The organism is Propionispora sp. 2/2-37, from assembly GCF_001298735.1.
GTDB lineage: Bacteria > Bacillota > Negativicutes > Propionisporales > Propionisporaceae > Propionispora.
This window is the reverse complement of sequence record NZ_CYSP01000001.1, coordinates 210,655-227,740: the sequence shown is the minus strand read 5'-3', so window position 1 is coordinate 227,740 and position 17,086 is coordinate 210,655. Positions and strand designations below refer to the sequence as shown.

Here is a 17,086-nt window from a genome sequence, read left to right as displayed (position 1 = left end):
ATAAAAGAACACCTTAAATATACATATCAAGATGATTATAACCACTGGATTTATAAATTCGCGATTTTATCAAATTTTCCTGCTTACGATTTGGATTACTGAATCACTTATAGACACAATTAGAGGTTATTCTACAAATTTTGTAATAGTCCTGCTGCTTTGTAAACTTCCGCAATCAAGATATTATGTTTTTTATATTATTCAATACATATCATAAATATCCTCTAAAAGCAATAAAGTATTCCAGAAAAACAAGGGCACCATCTGGTACCCTTAAAAAAATTTTTTGGTATATATTTTCCATTTTGCCGGTATAAATAACTTTTCAAACAATTCAATTGCATAGACATCCGTCAAGCCGGCAATATAATCCACAATTGTTGTCTCCAAGCCCCAAATTTCCTTTCTTTCTATATACTCTGCAGGAAGTTTATCAGAATTTAAAACAAAGTAATCATATAATTTCTGTATTACATAACAGGCTTTTTCCCTGTCCGGCGCCAATTCCTTAGAATGATAAATTTTTGCAAACATAAAATCACGGAACTCCTCCATAGCGTTCTCCACTTGGACAGACATACAAATAATTCCTCGATCAAAAGAGCATTCTATTATATCTGATACCATGACTGTAATCATTTCCGATGGTTTTGTCCCTAATACTAAGGCTACATTACCTGGCAGGTCGCTACTTTTCAGCATTCCTGCGCGAATGCTGTCGTCATAATCATGGCATAAATAAGCAATACGGTCACCTCTGCGAACCACATTGCCCTCCAGAGTGGCAGGGAAATGTGCTCCGGTATGATTTAAAATTCCATCTTTCACTGCTTCTGTTAAATTCAATCCTTTTCCGTTTTTTTCCAAATGTTCCACAACCCGCAAGCTTTGCACGTTATGCCGGTATTCACCAATAATTTTTTGCAGTGCATATTCTCCGGCGTGGCCAAACGGAGTATGTCCCACGTCATGCCCTAGGGCAATGGCTTCCGTTAAATCTTCGTTAAGCATCAATCCCCGTGCAATAGTGCGGGAAATTTGAGAGACTTCCAGACTGTGTGTCATTCTCATACGGTAATGATCGCCAGGAGAAAAATAGACTTGCGTTTTATGCTTTAAACGACGAAAAGCCTTGCTATGAATAATCCGATCCCGGTCGCGCTGAAATTCCGTCCGAAAAGGACAGGGTTCTTCATATATTTTTCTACTGGCCAGTTTGCTTTTGCTGGCATACGGCGACAAAAAAGCCGATTCTTGATCTTCAATACGTTCACGCACCTTCATATACAATCCCCCTGTATAAATTTAATATATCATATCATAAAGACATGCTCCAGACAAAGGAGTAAAATTCAATTCCCTCTCAGGAAGAACTTCTGCTATAATAGTAAATGAAAGGCGGGGTATTTTATGAGAAAAAAAATCGTATTTAGTTTCCTGCTGCTGACTTTGCTGTTAAGCGGCACGGTTTTTGCCGCTATGCCCACCATACGGGCTGATAAGCAATATTTTGACATTTCTACCGGACTGCAAGTACTTAACGGTAATGTGTACATCGAACATAAAAATCGTACGGTTACGGCAGGCGAGGCAAGAACCAATTATAGGGAGGTTTGGGCATCCGGTGGAGTCACTTTTACTCAGAATGATATTTATTGCACCGGCAGCACGGTATATGTTTCCTTCCCGAATAACACAGCACAAATTGAAGGCGGTATAAGTTTTTCCCGTTCAGGACTTGCCATCACTGCCGATCAGGTAGAGTTTAACTGGAAAAGTAAAATAGCCGTATTCAGTGGCAATGTACAAGTCAGCCAAAACGGTAACAATTGGTCGGCCACAACAGCGCAATACAATGTGGAAACAAACAGTTTTTTATAAAAACGGTTTTTAGTATTGTTTCCGGCATAAACAATGAAAAACCTGTACAGTGATGTACAGGTTTTTCATTGCTTTTATGCAATAATTTTACTGAAATCGGCTGTTTTTGCCGTAAGATCAGCAATTACTTTTAACAGTGCCAGTCGGTTATTACGTACGGCAGGATCTTCCACCATAACCATGACTTCACTGAAAAAAGCGTCAATCGAATCCGCTAAATCGGCCATTACTGTGATAGCACCTGCATATTGCTTGCTTTTTAGCAGTTTCTCAATTTTTTCCCGGGATTGACCATAAACTTCAAATAGCTTGTATTCTGCCAGGGCAGCCAATAGTTCAGGATTAACCACAATTGTATTGACCTTATTATTTTTTGTTAAATTAGCAATTCTCGTAAAAGCCAGTGCCGCTTTCCGGATGGCATCACCAAGACTTTCGTCAGCCAGGGCTTTTGCTCTTAGCCAAGTGTCATACATATCATCTGTTCCGGCAGCCATTACCGCATCAATAACATCGTAGCGGATACCGGCTTCTGTCAATATATTTTTTATACGCAGGCGGAAAAAATCCTGAATATCGGCAGAAAGTTGCTTACGTTGTTTTTCCTCTGAAATATGCAATAAATCCATGCTTAATTCAACCAACTGCTGCAGGGAGACACTGTAGTTTGCCTGGATTACTATATACGCAATCCCTAACGCCTGGCGCCTTAATGCGTAAGGATCCTGCGATCCGGAAGGAATCAAGCCGCGACTAAAAGTAGCCACAATATTATCCAGTTTATCAGAAATACTAATAATTCTGCCGGCATCGCTTGGCGGCAGCTCATCTCCCGAAAATCTCGGCAGATAATGTTCAAAAATGGCAGCGGCAACGCAGGGGTCCTCTCCGTTTATCAATGCGTATTCACGTCCCATTACCCCTTGAAGCTCAGTAAATTCATAAACCATCCCGGTTACTAAGTCCGCCTTAGACAAATAGGCACTGCGATCAATGATTCTACGTATTTCACCGGTTAACTGAAGTTTTTCCGCCAAACCGGACGATAAAGCCTGTATGCGCAGTGTTTTATCATAGAGAGTGCCCAATCCTTCCTGAAATACAATAGTTTTTAGTTTTTCAACACGATTTTCTAAAGTAATCTTTTGATCTTCTTCAAAGAAAAACTTGGCATCATCCAATCTGGCCCGCAACACTCTTTCGTTACCGTGCTGCACCACCTTGATATGATCGGAATTACCGTTACGGACAGTAATAAACACCGGCAGTAATCTTTTGTCTTTGGAGAGGACCGGGAAATAACGTTGATGTTCACGCATAGGAGTAATGATAGCTTCTGCGGGCAAAGTCAGATATTTTTCATCGAAATTGCCACAAAGTGCCGTTGGAAATTCAACTAAAAACACAACTTCCTCAAGGAGTTCTCCATCTATCTCCGCTACGCCTCCGTGGCTTATAGCCAACTGCTCAACCTGGTGCAGGATAACCGCACGTCTCTCTTTGGGGTCAACCATCACATAGTTTTTCGCCAATTTCTCAAAATAATCGTCAACAGATCCTATCGTAAGAGCTCCCTTGCTTAAAAAACGGTGCCCGTATGTCACATTACCGCTGCTGACTTCCGCTATGCTTAACGGAATAATCTCCGTGCCATAGAGCGCTACCAGCCAGCGTATCGGCCGGACAAAACGAATATCAAGGTCTCCCCAGCGCATATTTTTAGGAAAATTAAGGCTGTGAATTATATTCAGCAATATCTCCGGCAGCAGTTCCTGAACCGGACGGCCGCTTTCATTGATTGCCGCATAAACATAACCGTCCTTCACTACTAGTTCGGTCACGTCAACTCCTTGCCCACGCGCAAATCCCTGGGCTGCCTTGGTTGGCGCACCGTTGCTGTCAAAAGCAATTTTTACAGAAGGACCTTTGTTCTCACTGAATTTATCTTCCTGTTGCTCGGACAGGCCGCGAATAACAAGCACCATTCTACGGGGGGTTCCTATCGCCTGTACCTGTTTATAAGTAATACGCAAAAGCGCAAGTTTTTCTTGGGAAAGCTTTTCCAATTGAAACAATATATCAGGCATAAACCGTGCCGGGATTTCTTCAGTACCAATTTCCAATAATAGATCTCTGGACATCATTGTTTCCTCTCCTTCAAAAGCGGATATCCGAGTTTTTCTCGTTGCTCCACATAAGTTTGTGCACATAAACGGGCCATAGTACGCACCCGGCCAATAAAAGCGGTACGTTCACTCACACTGATTGCCCCACGTGCATCCAATAAATTAAAGGAATGAGAACACTTTAAGACATAATCGTATGCCGGAAGAACATAACCAAGTTCCAGTACCCGTAAAGCTTCTTTTTCATATAAATCAAACAAATGAAATAAGAGTTTTGTATCGGCAATCTCAAAATTGTAATAAGAATGCTCTACCTCATTACGGTGAAATACATCGCCATAGGTAATCCCTTTAATCCATTCAATATCAAACACGTTTTCCTTGCCTTGAATATACATGGCTAAACGCTCTAAACCATAAGTAATTTCTACCGACACCGGCTTAACATCAATGCTGCCAACCTGCTGAAAGTAAGTAAATTGGGTAATTTCCATACCATCCAGCCAGACTTCCCAGCCCAATCCCCATGCACCAAGCGTGGGCGATTCCCAATTATCTTCAACAAAGCGAATGTCATGCTGGTCCGGATCAATGCCTAAACGGGCCAGGCTGGATAAATATAAATCTTGAATATTTGCCGGTGACGGTTTCATAATTACCTGATACTGGTGATGCTGGAACAACCGGTTCGGATTATCTCCATAACGCCCGTCAGTAGGACGCCGTGACGGTTCCACATAAGCGACGTTCCAAGGTTCCGGTCCCAAAGCCCGCAGAAAAGTAGCCGGGTTCATAGTACCAGCCCCTTTTTCCACATCATAGGGTTGTTGCAAAATACATTTTTGTTCTGCCCAAAAATTTTGCAGAGTTAAAATAATCTCTTGAAATGTCATTTTTCTCCCCCTAAAAATTTTAAAAATAAAACCTCTCGTCTCCAGTAACATAAAGTTACCAGGGACGAGAAGTTTTTATCCCGCGGTTCCACCCTGCTTGGCAAATGCCCACTTTCAGTTAACTATTGCAGAATTTACTTTACTATGTCACACATAGATTTCCATCCGCAGCTCAGAAACGCCTTCACCCGATTACCGGGCTTCCACTCTCCCCGGTTCGCTGTAGCCAGGCTACTACTCTTCTTCATTGCCATATATTAATATACAATATAGCAAATATGCTAATCCCTGTCAATTATAAAAACAAAGCTTACATTTTCTGTCTTACATTTAATCAGACTTGTTTTCCCCGTTACGGATAACTTCAATAGTGCATCTTTTAAACACAGCTACCAAAACGCCCAATGCTGCCAGTTGAGGTAAAAAAACAGCCCCCAGTGCCCCTAGACCGACAGGAATATCGACTAATACTTTATTTTCATGTTTTACACGGATGCTATTTACATTTCCCTCATGAATTAATTCTTTTACCTTGTCAATGACTTCTGTCGAGCGCAGGGAGAACTCTTCCGTCCATGTATTCTTTTGCTGCTTTTCCAACGCAATCAATGCTTCCAGAACATCACCACGACTGCTAACTAAAGCCTCTTTGGCCTGGGAGTAGGATGCACCTGTTCTTTCACGCAATATATCAATTTTTTCCAGAGTTATTTCTTCCATAAACGTACCTCCGGTTTTGGTATTTTTTTATTATGCTCAAAACAGAAAAACTTATGCTCTCCAGTTCAAGTTTATGATCCAATTTGTTTAATAAAAGCCAAGGACTTAAGCGGTTTGTCTAAACAATAAAGTAAATACTGAATCAAAATGGCTTCTGTTTGCAGTAGGCTGGCTCCGCTGACGGAAAATTTACCAGGACATTTTAAATTAAGATGTACCAGAGCGTCAATTAGAACAGCCGTATCTTGGCTAATGGGCAGTGTCAATGTATCGGTTGTATCGTTTTTTTTACAAAAAGAACATAACACGCCACCGGCATGTACATCAAAAAAAACCGGGAAGTGAAGATCATTGCCGCATTCTACACATACCCTGTACTCCGGAAGATATCCGGAAATTGCCAGTACCTGCCATGCTGCCGCCAGCGCTACCAATCTGGGATTACGTTCGGCAATCAAGGTAAAGGCATCGACAAGTAATTCGAATATGCGTGGTTCCCCCTGCCGTTCCGGGCTTAATTCAACCACGATTTCAGCAAGAAAAGAACTATATGCCATATAAAAAAGATTCTCACGAACACGTCTAAAACTATTTTTCATCTCGCATTGTTTTATCGTGTCGAGGGCTTTACCGGATTCCAGTGATAAATCCAGTTGAGAAAAAAGCTGTATACTTCCCGCCAATCGATTGCTGGGACGCCTGGCTCCGTAAGCAACGGCACTGAGTTTTCCATATTCTTTTGAAAACAAAGTTACCATCCTGTCAGCCTCACGCCAGTCGCGTACTGCCAACAAGATGGCTTCGGTCTGATATACCATAAAAAATTCAAACAACCTCTGCTGCGTTATTTAGTGAATTTCCGGGAAGCTGATTACACTCCATACAGGAACGATAGAGCAGATACGCTCCGATATGCCGGTACTCAGAAAAATTTTCCACATAACGTCTCGTAACAACAATTACTATCATCCTTTCGTACAGACTAATTATCATTTTTGTTCATCGAATTCCATCCTGTTAATAATTCAGCTTTTACCCTTACTATGCGAAATCCGTTAACTTTTAATACTTCAAATTGATATTCATCAATCCGCGCTTGATCGCCAATTTCAGGACGCCGCCCCAAAAGACCGAATATATATCCGCCAAGCGTATCTTCCTCATGTTCTCCTAATTGAATATGTAATATGTCCGCCACATCGTCCAACAGAACCCGGCCGTCAAATTCATAGGCACCATCGGCCAGACGCTGAATTTCCCCTTCTACTACTTCGTCATGCTCATCTTGAATATCACCGACAATTTCTTCAATAATATCTTCCAGGGCCACCAAACCGGCCGTCCCTCCATACTCATCAGCCACTACCGCCAAATGAATGCGTTTGCGCTTCATGACCTGCAAAAGTTTGGCGACAGACATACCTTCCGGCACAACAAGAATTTCCCGCATAATTGTCTTTAAATCCTTATTAGCCGAATTACGCAAATCAAAATCCATCAGGTCTCTTAAATGCACCATGCCAATGACATGATCCTTGTCCTCAACACATAAAGGATAACGGGTGTGATTGGTCTCGCGGACAATCCGGATATTCTCCTCATAGGAATCATCCATAAACAGACAAATCATATCCTGCCGCGGCACCATAATTTCCCGTGCCAGCCGGTCAGCAAAATCAAATACGTTGTCAATTAACTCACTTTCCATCTGGTCTAAGACTCCACCGCGCTGGCTGGCACTGACGATCATACGCAGTTCTTCTTCTGAATGAGTTAGTTCGGTTTCATTGACCGGTTTAATCTGCATAGCAGCTAAAATCACCCGGGCGGCTTGTTGAAACAGCCAAATAACCGGATAGGTAATTTTATGAAAAACAAATAGTGCTCTTACGGACGTTAAAGCCATCCCTTCCGCTTTTTGTATGGCTAACGTTTTTGGAACCAGTTCTCCCAATACAATATGGAGAAAGGTAATAGAAAAAAAACCGATTAATACGCTAAGCAGGGATGACACCCATATAAGGTTTTCCGGTAAATTTTGATTTAAGGAGGATTTCAAGAGCGAAGCCACTGCGGGCTCCCCTAGCCATCCCAGAGCCAACGAGGATAAGGTAGTCCCCAACTGAGTGGCTCCCAAATACGTGTCGAAAGCAGACATTACTTTTAAAGCTAGTCTGGCCCGGTTATTTCCCTGCTGAGCCAATTCTTCCAAACGCGTTTTCTTTACTCTGAACAGAGAAAACTCAGCTACAACAAAAAAACCATTTAACAAGACTAATACTACCGCAAATAGCAATTTTACTATACTATATAAAGGCGAATCGATAGCGCATCCACTCCCTATTTATGTGCATCATTAGCCGTAGGCATAATCATGCCTGCAGTAAATAGATACTGTAGCGTGCTTTCATTCGTTACATCTAACATTATAATATCTTTCTTCGGTACCAGAATGTTAAATCCGTTTGTCAGATTGAAACTCATTGGTATATATACACAAACATGCTCATCCTCTAATACGTTTTTCAAAGGATCAGAAATTTCCGACATAACAAACCCCAGTGCCTTCGCATCCTGATGTGGATACGGAACCAGCACCGCTTGCTTAAATAATTGTTGCGACTCAAACACTGCTGTCGATAATTGTTTAATACTGGTATAAATAAATTTAATGATTGGGATAGATTCAAGCAGCCGCTCTCCCCATTCAAGAGCACGTTTGAGTGCCCAGTAGGAAGATAACCAGCCGGTCAGAATAATCAGCAGTAATACGGCTATGATTCCTACCCCCGGAAAATGAACAGGCAAGTAAACTCCCAACATTTCTTCGGTAATCGAAAAAATTTGTATAATAACAAATGCCGTAATCGCAATAGGAACAATAACGATTAACCCATTAACAAAATACTTCGATAATCTGTTCATAAAATACCCCTCTTACAAATGATACCATTTATCGCATCTGCGGTCAATAAAGAGAATGACTGCCAAGTCTAGCAGTCAAAAATAGTCATAGCCATCTGTTATTCGTAGCCAAAAGAACGCAATGTATTATCCCTGTTACGCCAGTCTTTTTTTACTTTGACCCATAAATCTAAAAAGCTTTTCGAGCCCAGTAAATTTTCGATATCTTTCCGTGCCAAGTAACCAATTTCCTTTAATAATTTCCCCCCTGAACCAATCACGATTCCCTTTTGCGACTCCCGCTCAACATAAATTACAGCCCGGATATATAAATTATCATTATCTCTGGCAGTAATTTCTTCAATGTCGACAGCTATAGCATGCGGAATTTCTTCCCTGGTCAGGTGCAGTATTTTTTCACGGATTAACTCCGCAATCACCATTCTTTCCGGCTGATCAGTCAACATATCTTCCGGATAATACTGAGGGCCGGGAGCCAGATAACTTTTTACCTCGGTTATTAAATCGGCAAGATTGGTACTATGTAAAGCCGAAATGGGCACAACAGCAGCAAAATTAAACTTATCCACATATTGCGTGATAACCGGCAAAATCTCTGCCGGCGGCATTTGATCAATTTTGTTAATTGCCAGTATTACCGGTGTTTTCACTGTTTTTAAGCGCTCTAATATGTATTGATCGCCTGCACCTAAGTCTGATGCTGCATCAATGACAAAAATAATCACATCCACTTCATGCAACGTATTTTCCGCTGTTTGCACCATATACTCGCCCAGCTTATGTTTAGGTTTATGAATACCGGGGGTATCAATAAACAGTATCTGGGCATCCGGCAAAGTTAAAACACATAATATCTTATTACGTGTAGTTTGCGGTTTATCCGACATAATGGCTACCTTTTGCCCAATGAGACTATTCAGCAAAGTGGACTTACCGACATTAGGCCTCCCGACAATGGCTACAAATCCTGATTTATATTCTTCTCCTGCAACAGGGATACTATCATTCACTATGAAGCTCCTCTCCCAACAACATACTTGGATTAAATGAATATGGCAGCAATTCAGTTACCGATACAATTTTCCGCTGGCCTGCTGTACTGGCCATGACAATCTTTTCGATACCAAATTCCGCCATCAGTTGACGGCAGGCACCACAGGGTGCCACCGGCTGAGCTGTATCGGCGACCACTGCCATCCATCTCAAATTTTTCTCACCGGATGATACCGCTTTAACAATGGCCGTCCGTTCCGCACAGGTACACAAGCTGTATGATGCATTTTCTATATTACAGCCTGAATATAGTTTTCCCTTTCCAGTTACTACAGCTGCTCCAACTTTAAACTTTGAGTAAGGGGCATAAGCATTTTCCCTTGCTTGGACAGCTTCGGCAATCAATTTATCAGCCGTATCTTGATCCATGTTATCACCTTCAACTAAAACTTTTCCACAAACAGAATATAACCAACTATAAGTGAAACCAATGCCATAAACAGGACAGCTCCGGCAGCAATATCTTTAGCTTGTTTTGCCAAAGGGTGGTACTCGGGTGAGATTAAATCCACCATAACTTCAATAGCGGTGTTTACCATTTCGCTAACGATAACCCCGGCAATGGTGAGAATAAGCAGCAGCCATTCCTGTTTTGACAGTTGCACATACCAGGCAAGCAAGCAGGACAAAAAAGCAAACAGAAAATGAATTTTTAGATTCCGCTCCCGTTGCAGACAGGACATCACTCCCTTCCCTGCCTGTGCAAGCGAAGCAAGCAAGGACTGTCTTTTCATAAGTAATTGGTATCACGAACCAGGTGTAACGCCTTAAGTACCTCTTCCTCTGCAGCACGCATATCTTGACGGTCTGCTTCTTGTTCGTGATCATACCCCAGCAAATGTAGCATACCATGCACCGTTAAGTAAGCCAACTCCCGTTCCACACTATGGCCAAATTCTTCTGCCTGCCGGATAGTGGCATCCAAAGAAATAATAATATCACCAAGCAATTCTTCTTCAGGTCCATCAATAATATCCGGCTCTTCCCCTTCCGCTAGAGCAAACGAAAGCACATCGGTTGAGCAGTCCCTGCCGCGATATTCCCTGTTCAAAGAGTGGATATATTCATCATCGACCAAAACCACACTTACTTCCGTCTGTGGTTGTATTTTGTGCAGTTCGGCTGTTTTTTCCAATACCATTCTGACAATTTTCTCCATTTGCAAGGTCACTGTCGTTTTTTTCTGCAAATTGCTTATTGTTATTTCCATTTTTTGCTTTCCTCTTCTCTATTTCTTTTACATTATCCGGGTATTCAATTCTGGTGTGAAACATGCTGGACAATACCCGGATAAAAATATCTCCGATCCTGCTTAAATCTTTTAAGGTGAGATTGCAATCGTCCAACTGACCATCATGCAATCGCTCACGGATTATTTTTCTTACCATTGCCTCAATGCGGTTGGAGTTTGGTTTTCCGATAGACCGGACAGCGGCTTCGCAGGCATCAGCCAGCATAATAATAGCAGCCTCCTTCGTTTGCGGACAGGGACCTTCATAACGGAAATCTGCCTCGATAATACATTCACCATGTTCATTTTCCGCAGCACGGTGATAAAAATAGGAAACTAACGTTGTTCCATGATGTTGTTGCACAATATCAATAATAATCTGGGGTATTTTATATTCTCTGCATAAATCGATTCCATCTTTTATGTGCGAAGTAACAACGAGTGTACTTAACGAAGGAGCAATTTTTTCATGCGGGTTGTCATTTGCAGCCTGATTTTCAACAAAAAAGTATGGCCGTTTAATCTTCCCAATGTCATGATAATAAGCACCAACCCTCACAATAACCGGATCGACACCAATACTGCCTGCGGCCGTCTCCGCTAGGTTTCCCACCAAGACACTATGATGGTACGTACCAGGCGCGTCTAACAAAAGTCTTTGTAACAAAGGGTGATTGGGTTTTGCCAAATCAAGCAGTTTTATCGTAGTAGTAATATTAAAGCTATGTTCCAGATAGGGCAATAGACCTATGGTAATAACGGCAGAAAGGACCCCTCCTAAAACCCCCATCACCCCCTGTAGTAAAACCTGAATAACGTCGATTTGCTGCATAAATCCGGTTGCAATAATAACCAGGAAATTAACTAAAGCAATCCATATGCCTGTTTGCGTTAAACTATAGCCAGGTGTCATTTTTGAGACACTGTACACTCCTACCATACTGCCAATTAAAGCTACGGATACTGCCTGTAAATCATGATCAACAATTACACTAAACAGTATGGTGGAAGTAATACCGACTAACAAACCGGTCCGGGAATCAATTAAAATGGAAGCTAGCAAGGCTCCCACAGCGATCGGTGCCACAAAATCCGAATAATAATGGGCGGCCCTGCCTAATAGAATAGCTAATAAAATGATAAGTCCTATTAAGCTTAACTGTAAATCACTGTTGTATACTTTATACGAAAATTTATACAGATATCCTAAAACCAAAAGCATTACCAACAGGACAAATATACTTAAACCCAATATTTTGATTTCTCCTGTCTGCCCCCTATATAATCCAAGTTCTTCCATGGCGTCAATTTGATCTGTTGTTATTACATCACCACTCCTAACCAGAATCTGTCCCTTCTTAATAGTCTCTCTGACCGGTTCAATACTGGCTAATGCGGCTTGTTTTCGTTTATCAGTTTCCCGGACATTTAATATAAAATTCGGTTTGAGCAGTTGCTGCGCAATACCGGCCACAACAGATTCCTGATTTTTTCCAAGCCCCAGTTCTTCTGTTTCAATAACAATATGCTTACGAGCCAAGTCAATATCATCATCCCGCATTCCATGCTGGAAATATTTCTGCAACAAATGCTTAGTTTGTTCCTGGGCACTCGTAAGTTCGGCTTCATTAAGCTGAATTATACCGGCTAAAACCGTATTTGGCAAATTAATCGGCAATTGCTGCATTAATTTATTTATTCTTTCTTCCCTGGAAAGCAATACCGGATCGGTTATTACCGAACGGGCAATGGAAAATATCGCCGCTACACTTTCTTCGGCATCAGCCATGGCGGAACTATCTAAATCATACACATTAGCAATGCTGTTTAATACTTCTTCTTCCAATTTTTTAGTTTTAACAGCATCTACATAAGAGACAGTCCGCGGGGCGACAACATCCCGGTCACTGACTTGTCCGACTTGAAACGATACTTTATCGGAAACAAAATCTGTCGAAAGAAGAATAATAAATACGAAAAAAAATGCCAAACCGTATACAATCCGGCGAAGGATCGGTTTCGCATAAATACTGGCAGGTTGGAGAAAAAAATTACGCAGTTTATTATGGTTAAGCGATAACATATATCTCACTCCAATATCAGGATATTCCCTCTCCCTTTTCGTACTTGTCATAAGCCCTAATGATTCTGTTCACAATTTCGTGCCGCACGACATCTTGTTCATGAAAAGTTATGATCTGTATTCCCTCTACATTTTTTAGAATGGTTTGCGCCTGTTTTAACCCGGAAACACTGTTATAAGGCAGATCAATCTGGGTAATATCACCGGTTATCACCATCTTAGAACCAAACCCCATACGGGTGAGAAACATCTTCATCTGTTGTGGTGTCGTGTTTTGCGCTTCATCAAGAATAATAAAAGAATCGTGTAGTGTGCGTCCTCGCATATAAGCCAGCGGAGCGACTTCAATAATATTCTTCGACATATACTTTTGAAAAGTGTCGTTCCCCAATATGTCCTGTAGCGCATCATACAGCGGTCTTAAATACGGATCCACCTTATCCTGCAAGTCTCCGGGCAAAAAACCCAGTTTTTCTCCGGCTTCAATGGCTGGCCTGGTTAGGATGATTCGTTCTACTTCTTTGTTTTTTAAGGAAAACACTGCCATAGCAACTGCAAGATAAGTTTTCCCGGTTCCGGCAGGTCCTATTCCAAAAGTAATGTGATTATGGCGCATGGCTTCGACATAGAACTGCTGTCCCCGCGTCTTGGGGCGTACCTGCCTACCCCGTGAAGTAACTGCAATGACTTCACCAAACATTTTATGCAAAAAATCAGCTTGTTCTTCCTTTATCATTTGAATGCTATATTTTACGTCCTGTAAAGTAATATTGTTTCCCAAACGGTAAAGGTAGATGAGTTCTTCAAATAATTTTGCAATCATTACCACTTCACCGGCAGAACCATTGATAACCACTTCGCCGCCTCTTGCTGTTATACGTCCGGAAAAATTTTCAATAATTACACGTAAATGTTCATCATGGCGTCCTAATACAGCCGTAGCTTCTGAAATATCCTTAAAGCTAAACCGGTTTTCCGTATTATCCGTACCTTGTTCACGTATTTGCTGCAAAAAGAATTTCCTCCTCAATAGCTGGAAATATTTACGCTTTGACCGATATCCTCAATTGTTTCTATACTCACTTTTACCCGGACAACTCCTGGGTCCATCGTATTAATTACCGTAACCTCACGGGTTAACACCTGTGCCCCTTCCGGCATTGAAGCCTGCAGCACTGATAAAGCTTTGTTTTTCGCCCTGTCACAAGCTTCTTCATAGCTAAATTCTTTATACAAATCGTTTAATTCATAAAAGATACTTATAGTAGATTCGACAAGTAAATCCCTATTCCTCCAGCCAGGTAGCTTTTTCTGAATAGTCTCTTCTTCGAAAATAGGATATTGGTCAGGATGAGCTTTTTTTAAAATAAACTGGTTTGTTCCGATTTTTACCTTAACTTCCATATCCCGCCGCCCCGTTCTGGAATAACTATGTTCCGACATTTCCGATTCCCCATAGCTTTCATACCATACCCGGCTCTTCACAATCCCCTTGGCTCTTGTTAATTCTGCAGGCTTTACATTTTCCGTCCGGACAGCATTTCCATCTCCTTCCGGTAAAAGTGGAATAACCCCCCGAATTAACACCTCTCCTCTTTTTACAGTATCCCCCTTCTTTACGTTAGGTTGTCCGTTTAGTACAATAATTTCCGTTATGATTCCGTCTTTTTGTGCTACAATATCCGCCGGATGTTTATCTTCTGCTTGCGGAATGGTTTTTTCCACCACCTCAATGACCGCTCTTGTTCCGGTAAAATGAATTCCTACCCAGGCAAGCTGTGGAATTTGTAATATCAACTCCTTTTCAATCTGCGCTAAATCGGCTTTTTCTTTACGCAATCCCACCTTCAGTCCATTTTTACCCGATATTTGCATGACTGTTTCCGGCGTTATGGATTTAGTACCCGTTACCTCAACAATCCAGATATAAGAAGACAGGATATTAAGCAATATAAAAAAAAGCAAAACACCGACTACAATCATTTTGCGTTGTCTAATTTTTTTTAGAATAAAGGGGAAACCGCCATAGTCGATTACTTTTATCGTGTTACGGCTTTTTCGTACTAAAGTTCTAATACGGAAAAAATCTTTTAACCGCAAGTGAGCATATAAGGAGCGTTCTTCACTTTTTATCCCCCATAAAAATATCCCTTCGGCCGTACATAAATTAATAAATCGCTCCGGCATCGGGCCACTAATGCGGATTACAACATGACCATTTATATAGTTCAGCACATTAAGTGTCATAACGTATGGCCTCCACAATACCTTCAATGAATATCTGCTCCATTTGCAAATTTCCTAACACCAAATTACTGCCGGTTACGATTAATTCACCCTGATTGAGTTTTATACGTACAACTAGGGGGGTATACTCAATAATTCCCCGATGATTTTCAATTAACAATTGTTTATTTCCCAACATGGTTATCCGGGGTAAATCCATAACAATATCTTGAGGTATTTCCAGCAATCCGGCCAGTTTCTGTAAATGTCCCTTTTTGCCATTTGCCATACTTATCCCCCCATATAAAAATGTATGCATTCATTCAGAAATTCATTCAGGATAAGGTATCACCGGCAAATTTTCGTCATGACACAACAAAAAAGTATAGAACCGTGTTCTATACCTTTTTGTAGATACACATTATATTTGTATCGCTCCTGCTAAACTGATACCTGGATCGAATTTTTGAATAAAATTTTCAAATTTATGAATTTTTACCGGAGCGGCAAATCTCATATAATTTGTTGCCAAAATCATTTCACCGCAATCCAGATTTTTGATTTCATTACGTTGCTGTAAAATATCTTTCCGGCACATAGTTTCCAATTTGCTGCGGTCTGCTTTGGATGCCAACCCCAAAATAAACAAGGTATTAAGCTGGGACAATACCTTATCAGCCAATAATCTTGGTTGCTGGTCAATAACACACATTCCCAAATTAAACTTCCGGGCCTCACTTACCAGACGGGCAAACACATTATTACTGGCGACTTCTTTTTTTCCCAGAAAACGATGTGCTTCTTCAAGTATAATCATAATCGGTTTAGTTCCATCTTTGCCTTGTTCCGTCTTGCGCGAATAATATTGAAGAAGTTTTTTCGAAAGCAACGTCGAAAGCGCCTGTTCACCAACGGGTGAAATATTTTTTAGTTCGATTAATACAACATTTCCTTTTTCTAATTCTGCTAAAATTTGCTGCAAAATCACAGACTGCTGATCATCAATGTTTAATTCTTTTTCGATATTCCAACAAACACTTTTAATTTTATTAACGGTACGGGAATTGAATTTTTGCCCTGTACTTCCCGCTAATTCTTCCACTAAATCTGTTGTATCATATTCCAGAACATATTTCATCCAGTTTTCCTGCCAAATGGTCTGCATTTTATATAAAGCATCGAATTGGGCTTCTGTAAAACTGCCACAGGCTAAAATGTCTTCCGGTTCAATTTCGGCATAATTAATTTTTAGTTTCGTTACATATTCATTTTCCGGATTCGTATTATAAACAAAAAGACGTTCCTTAACCTGTGGGTGCATGGATAAAGCCTGGTAATATTCATTATGAACATCAAAAATTAACAGGCCGTAATTATTATTATGGATGGCCGAACTAGCTAGTACTTTTACTAAATTACTTTTCCCCGATCCTGTGGTGCCAAATATGCCAATATGCTCAGGAATAGCTTTGGTACCATAAATTCCGACAGGTAAATTCAAAACATTACGACCGGTTTTTAATAAGCCAATTTCCAAATCTCCCTTTAGTTCATCTAACAAGGCACTGTCATTATTACTTAGGGAATGAATTTCGCAAAAAAAGTTCGGACAGGTTTTCGGATTTAATAATTGTCCTGTAGAATCGATATAACACAACTGTTCCGCCATGGCAATTTTCACGGTATGATTACCACCCAGATAAAAATCCAAATCTTCCTGATTTTCTACCTGACCGTTTTCATCCAATTTACTCATTAAATAACCTACTCCATTTAATCCCGACCAGCGTGATTTCACTTTAAAATCATAAACCCGGATATAAAATCGCTCATTATGTTGACCTTCAACAACTAAAATATCACCAAAATCCACCTCTTGATTAGGGGCGACGACAAACTCTACATAAGTACCCTTGGCATAGGTAAGTCTTCCCTTATATTCTGTCAT

General features: G+C 40.9%; 17 protein-coding genes. 1 reads left to right on the top strand and 16 read right to left on the bottom strand.

Annotated elements, in window-relative coordinates; translation table 11 throughout:
- Positions 1-273: 273 nt before the first annotated feature.
- A complete protein-coding gene (locus tag P22_RS01185; RefSeq protein WP_054258372.1) occupies positions 274-1,284 on the bottom strand; it encodes a deoxyguanosinetriphosphate triphosphohydrolase in 1,011 nt (336 codons plus the stop codon).
- A gap of 126 nt (positions 1,285-1,410) precedes the next feature.
- On the opposite strand from P22_RS01185, the gene P22_RS01180 reads away from it, so the two are divergent.
- Positions 1,411-1,881 (top strand): LptA/OstA family protein, encoded by a 471-nt coding sequence (locus P22_RS01180; protein WP_054258371.1) that lies wholly within the window; start codon positions 1,411-1,413, stop codon positions 1,879-1,881.
- A 74-nt stretch (positions 1,882-1,955) separates the two neighbouring features.
- Here the strand turns inward: P22_RS01180 and glyS are convergent, their stop codons facing one another.
- The 15 genes from glyS to P22_RS01110 all read right to left on the bottom strand — a co-directional run bounded on the left by glyS (position 1,956) and on the right by P22_RS01110 (position 17,086).
- Entirely contained in the window at positions 1,956-4,022 is a 2,067-nt protein-coding gene (gene glyS / locus P22_RS01175) for a glycine--tRNA ligase subunit beta (protein WP_054258503.1), read from the bottom strand.
- Entirely contained in the window at positions 4,022-4,900 is an 879-nt protein-coding gene (gene glyQ / locus P22_RS01170) for a glycine--tRNA ligase subunit alpha (protein ID WP_054258370.1), read from the bottom strand. The genes glyS and glyQ overlap by 1 nt, the downstream gene beginning before the upstream one ends.
- A gap of 330 nt (positions 4,901-5,230) precedes the next feature.
- The gene (locus P22_RS01165; RefSeq protein WP_054258369.1) at positions 5,231-5,620 is read right to left on the bottom strand and encodes a DUF4342 domain-containing protein; all 390 of its coding nucleotides are present in this window, start codon (positions 5,618-5,620) and stop codon (positions 5,231-5,233) included.
- Between the two features lie 71 nt (positions 5,621-5,691).
- The gene (gene recO, locus P22_RS01160; protein WP_054258502.1) at positions 5,692-6,438 is read right to left on the bottom strand and encodes a DNA repair protein RecO; all 747 of its coding nucleotides are present in this window, start codon (positions 6,436-6,438) and stop codon (positions 5,692-5,694) included.
- 164 nt (positions 6,439-6,602) lie between these two features.
- A complete protein-coding gene (locus P22_RS01155; protein ID WP_054258368.1) occupies positions 6,603-7,892 on the bottom strand; it encodes a hemolysin family protein in 1,290 nt (429 codons plus the stop codon).
- Positions 7,893-7,960: 68 nt separating this feature from the next.
- Positions 7,961-8,545: a DUF502 domain-containing protein gene (locus P22_RS01150; RefSeq protein ID WP_054258367.1), complete on the bottom strand. Its 585-nt coding sequence runs from the start codon at positions 8,543-8,545 to the stop codon at positions 7,961-7,963.
- A gap of 98 nt (positions 8,546-8,643) precedes the next feature.
- On the bottom strand, positions 8,644-9,555 hold the full coding sequence (gene era / locus P22_RS01145) for a GTPase Era (protein ID WP_082378358.1): 912 nt from the start codon (positions 9,553-9,555) through the stop codon (positions 8,644-8,646).
- Positions 9,548-9,967, bottom strand: coding sequence for a cytidine deaminase (locus P22_RS01140; RefSeq protein ID WP_054258366.1), 420 nt, complete (start codon positions 9,965-9,967; stop codon positions 9,548-9,550). The genes era and P22_RS01140 overlap by 8 nt, the downstream gene beginning before the upstream one ends.
- A 14-nt stretch (positions 9,968-9,981) precedes the next feature.
- Entirely contained in the window at positions 9,982-10,284 is a 303-nt protein-coding gene (locus P22_RS01135; protein ID WP_255351773.1) for a diacylglycerol kinase family protein, read from the bottom strand.
- A gap of 44 nt (positions 10,285-10,328) precedes the next feature.
- Positions 10,329-10,739 (bottom strand): rRNA maturation RNase YbeY, encoded by a 411-nt coding sequence (gene ybeY / locus P22_RS19995; protein ID WP_235814514.1) that lies wholly within the window; start codon positions 10,737-10,739, stop codon positions 10,329-10,331.
- On the bottom strand, positions 10,666-12,912 hold the full coding sequence (locus P22_RS01130; RefSeq protein WP_235814512.1) for an HD family phosphohydrolase: 2,247 nt from the start codon (positions 12,910-12,912) through the stop codon (positions 10,666-10,668). Before P22_RS01130 ends, ybeY begins: the two co-directional genes overlap by 74 nt.
- A gap of 16 nt (positions 12,913-12,928) precedes the next feature.
- Positions 12,929-13,915, bottom strand: a complete 987-nt coding sequence (locus P22_RS01125; RefSeq protein ID WP_054258499.1) for a PhoH family protein — start codon at positions 13,913-13,915, stop codon at positions 12,929-12,931.
- A gap of 23 nt (positions 13,916-13,938) precedes the next feature.
- Positions 13,939-15,159 carry a sporulation protein YqfD gene (gene yqfD / locus P22_RS01120; RefSeq protein ID WP_054258364.1) on the bottom strand — a complete coding sequence of 407 codons (1,221 nt, stop codon included), beginning with the start codon at positions 15,157-15,159 and terminating at the stop codon, positions 13,939-13,941.
- Positions 15,149-15,427 carry a sporulation protein YqfC gene (gene yqfC, locus P22_RS01115; protein ID WP_054258363.1) on the bottom strand — a complete coding sequence of 93 codons (279 nt, stop codon included), beginning with the start codon at positions 15,425-15,427 and terminating at the stop codon, positions 15,149-15,151. Before yqfC ends, yqfD begins: the two co-directional genes overlap by 11 nt.
- Before the next feature lie 132 nt (positions 15,428-15,559).
- Positions 15,560-17,086: an ATP-binding protein gene (locus P22_RS01110; protein ID WP_054258362.1), complete on the bottom strand. Its 1,527-nt coding sequence runs from the start codon at positions 17,084-17,086 to the stop codon at positions 15,560-15,562.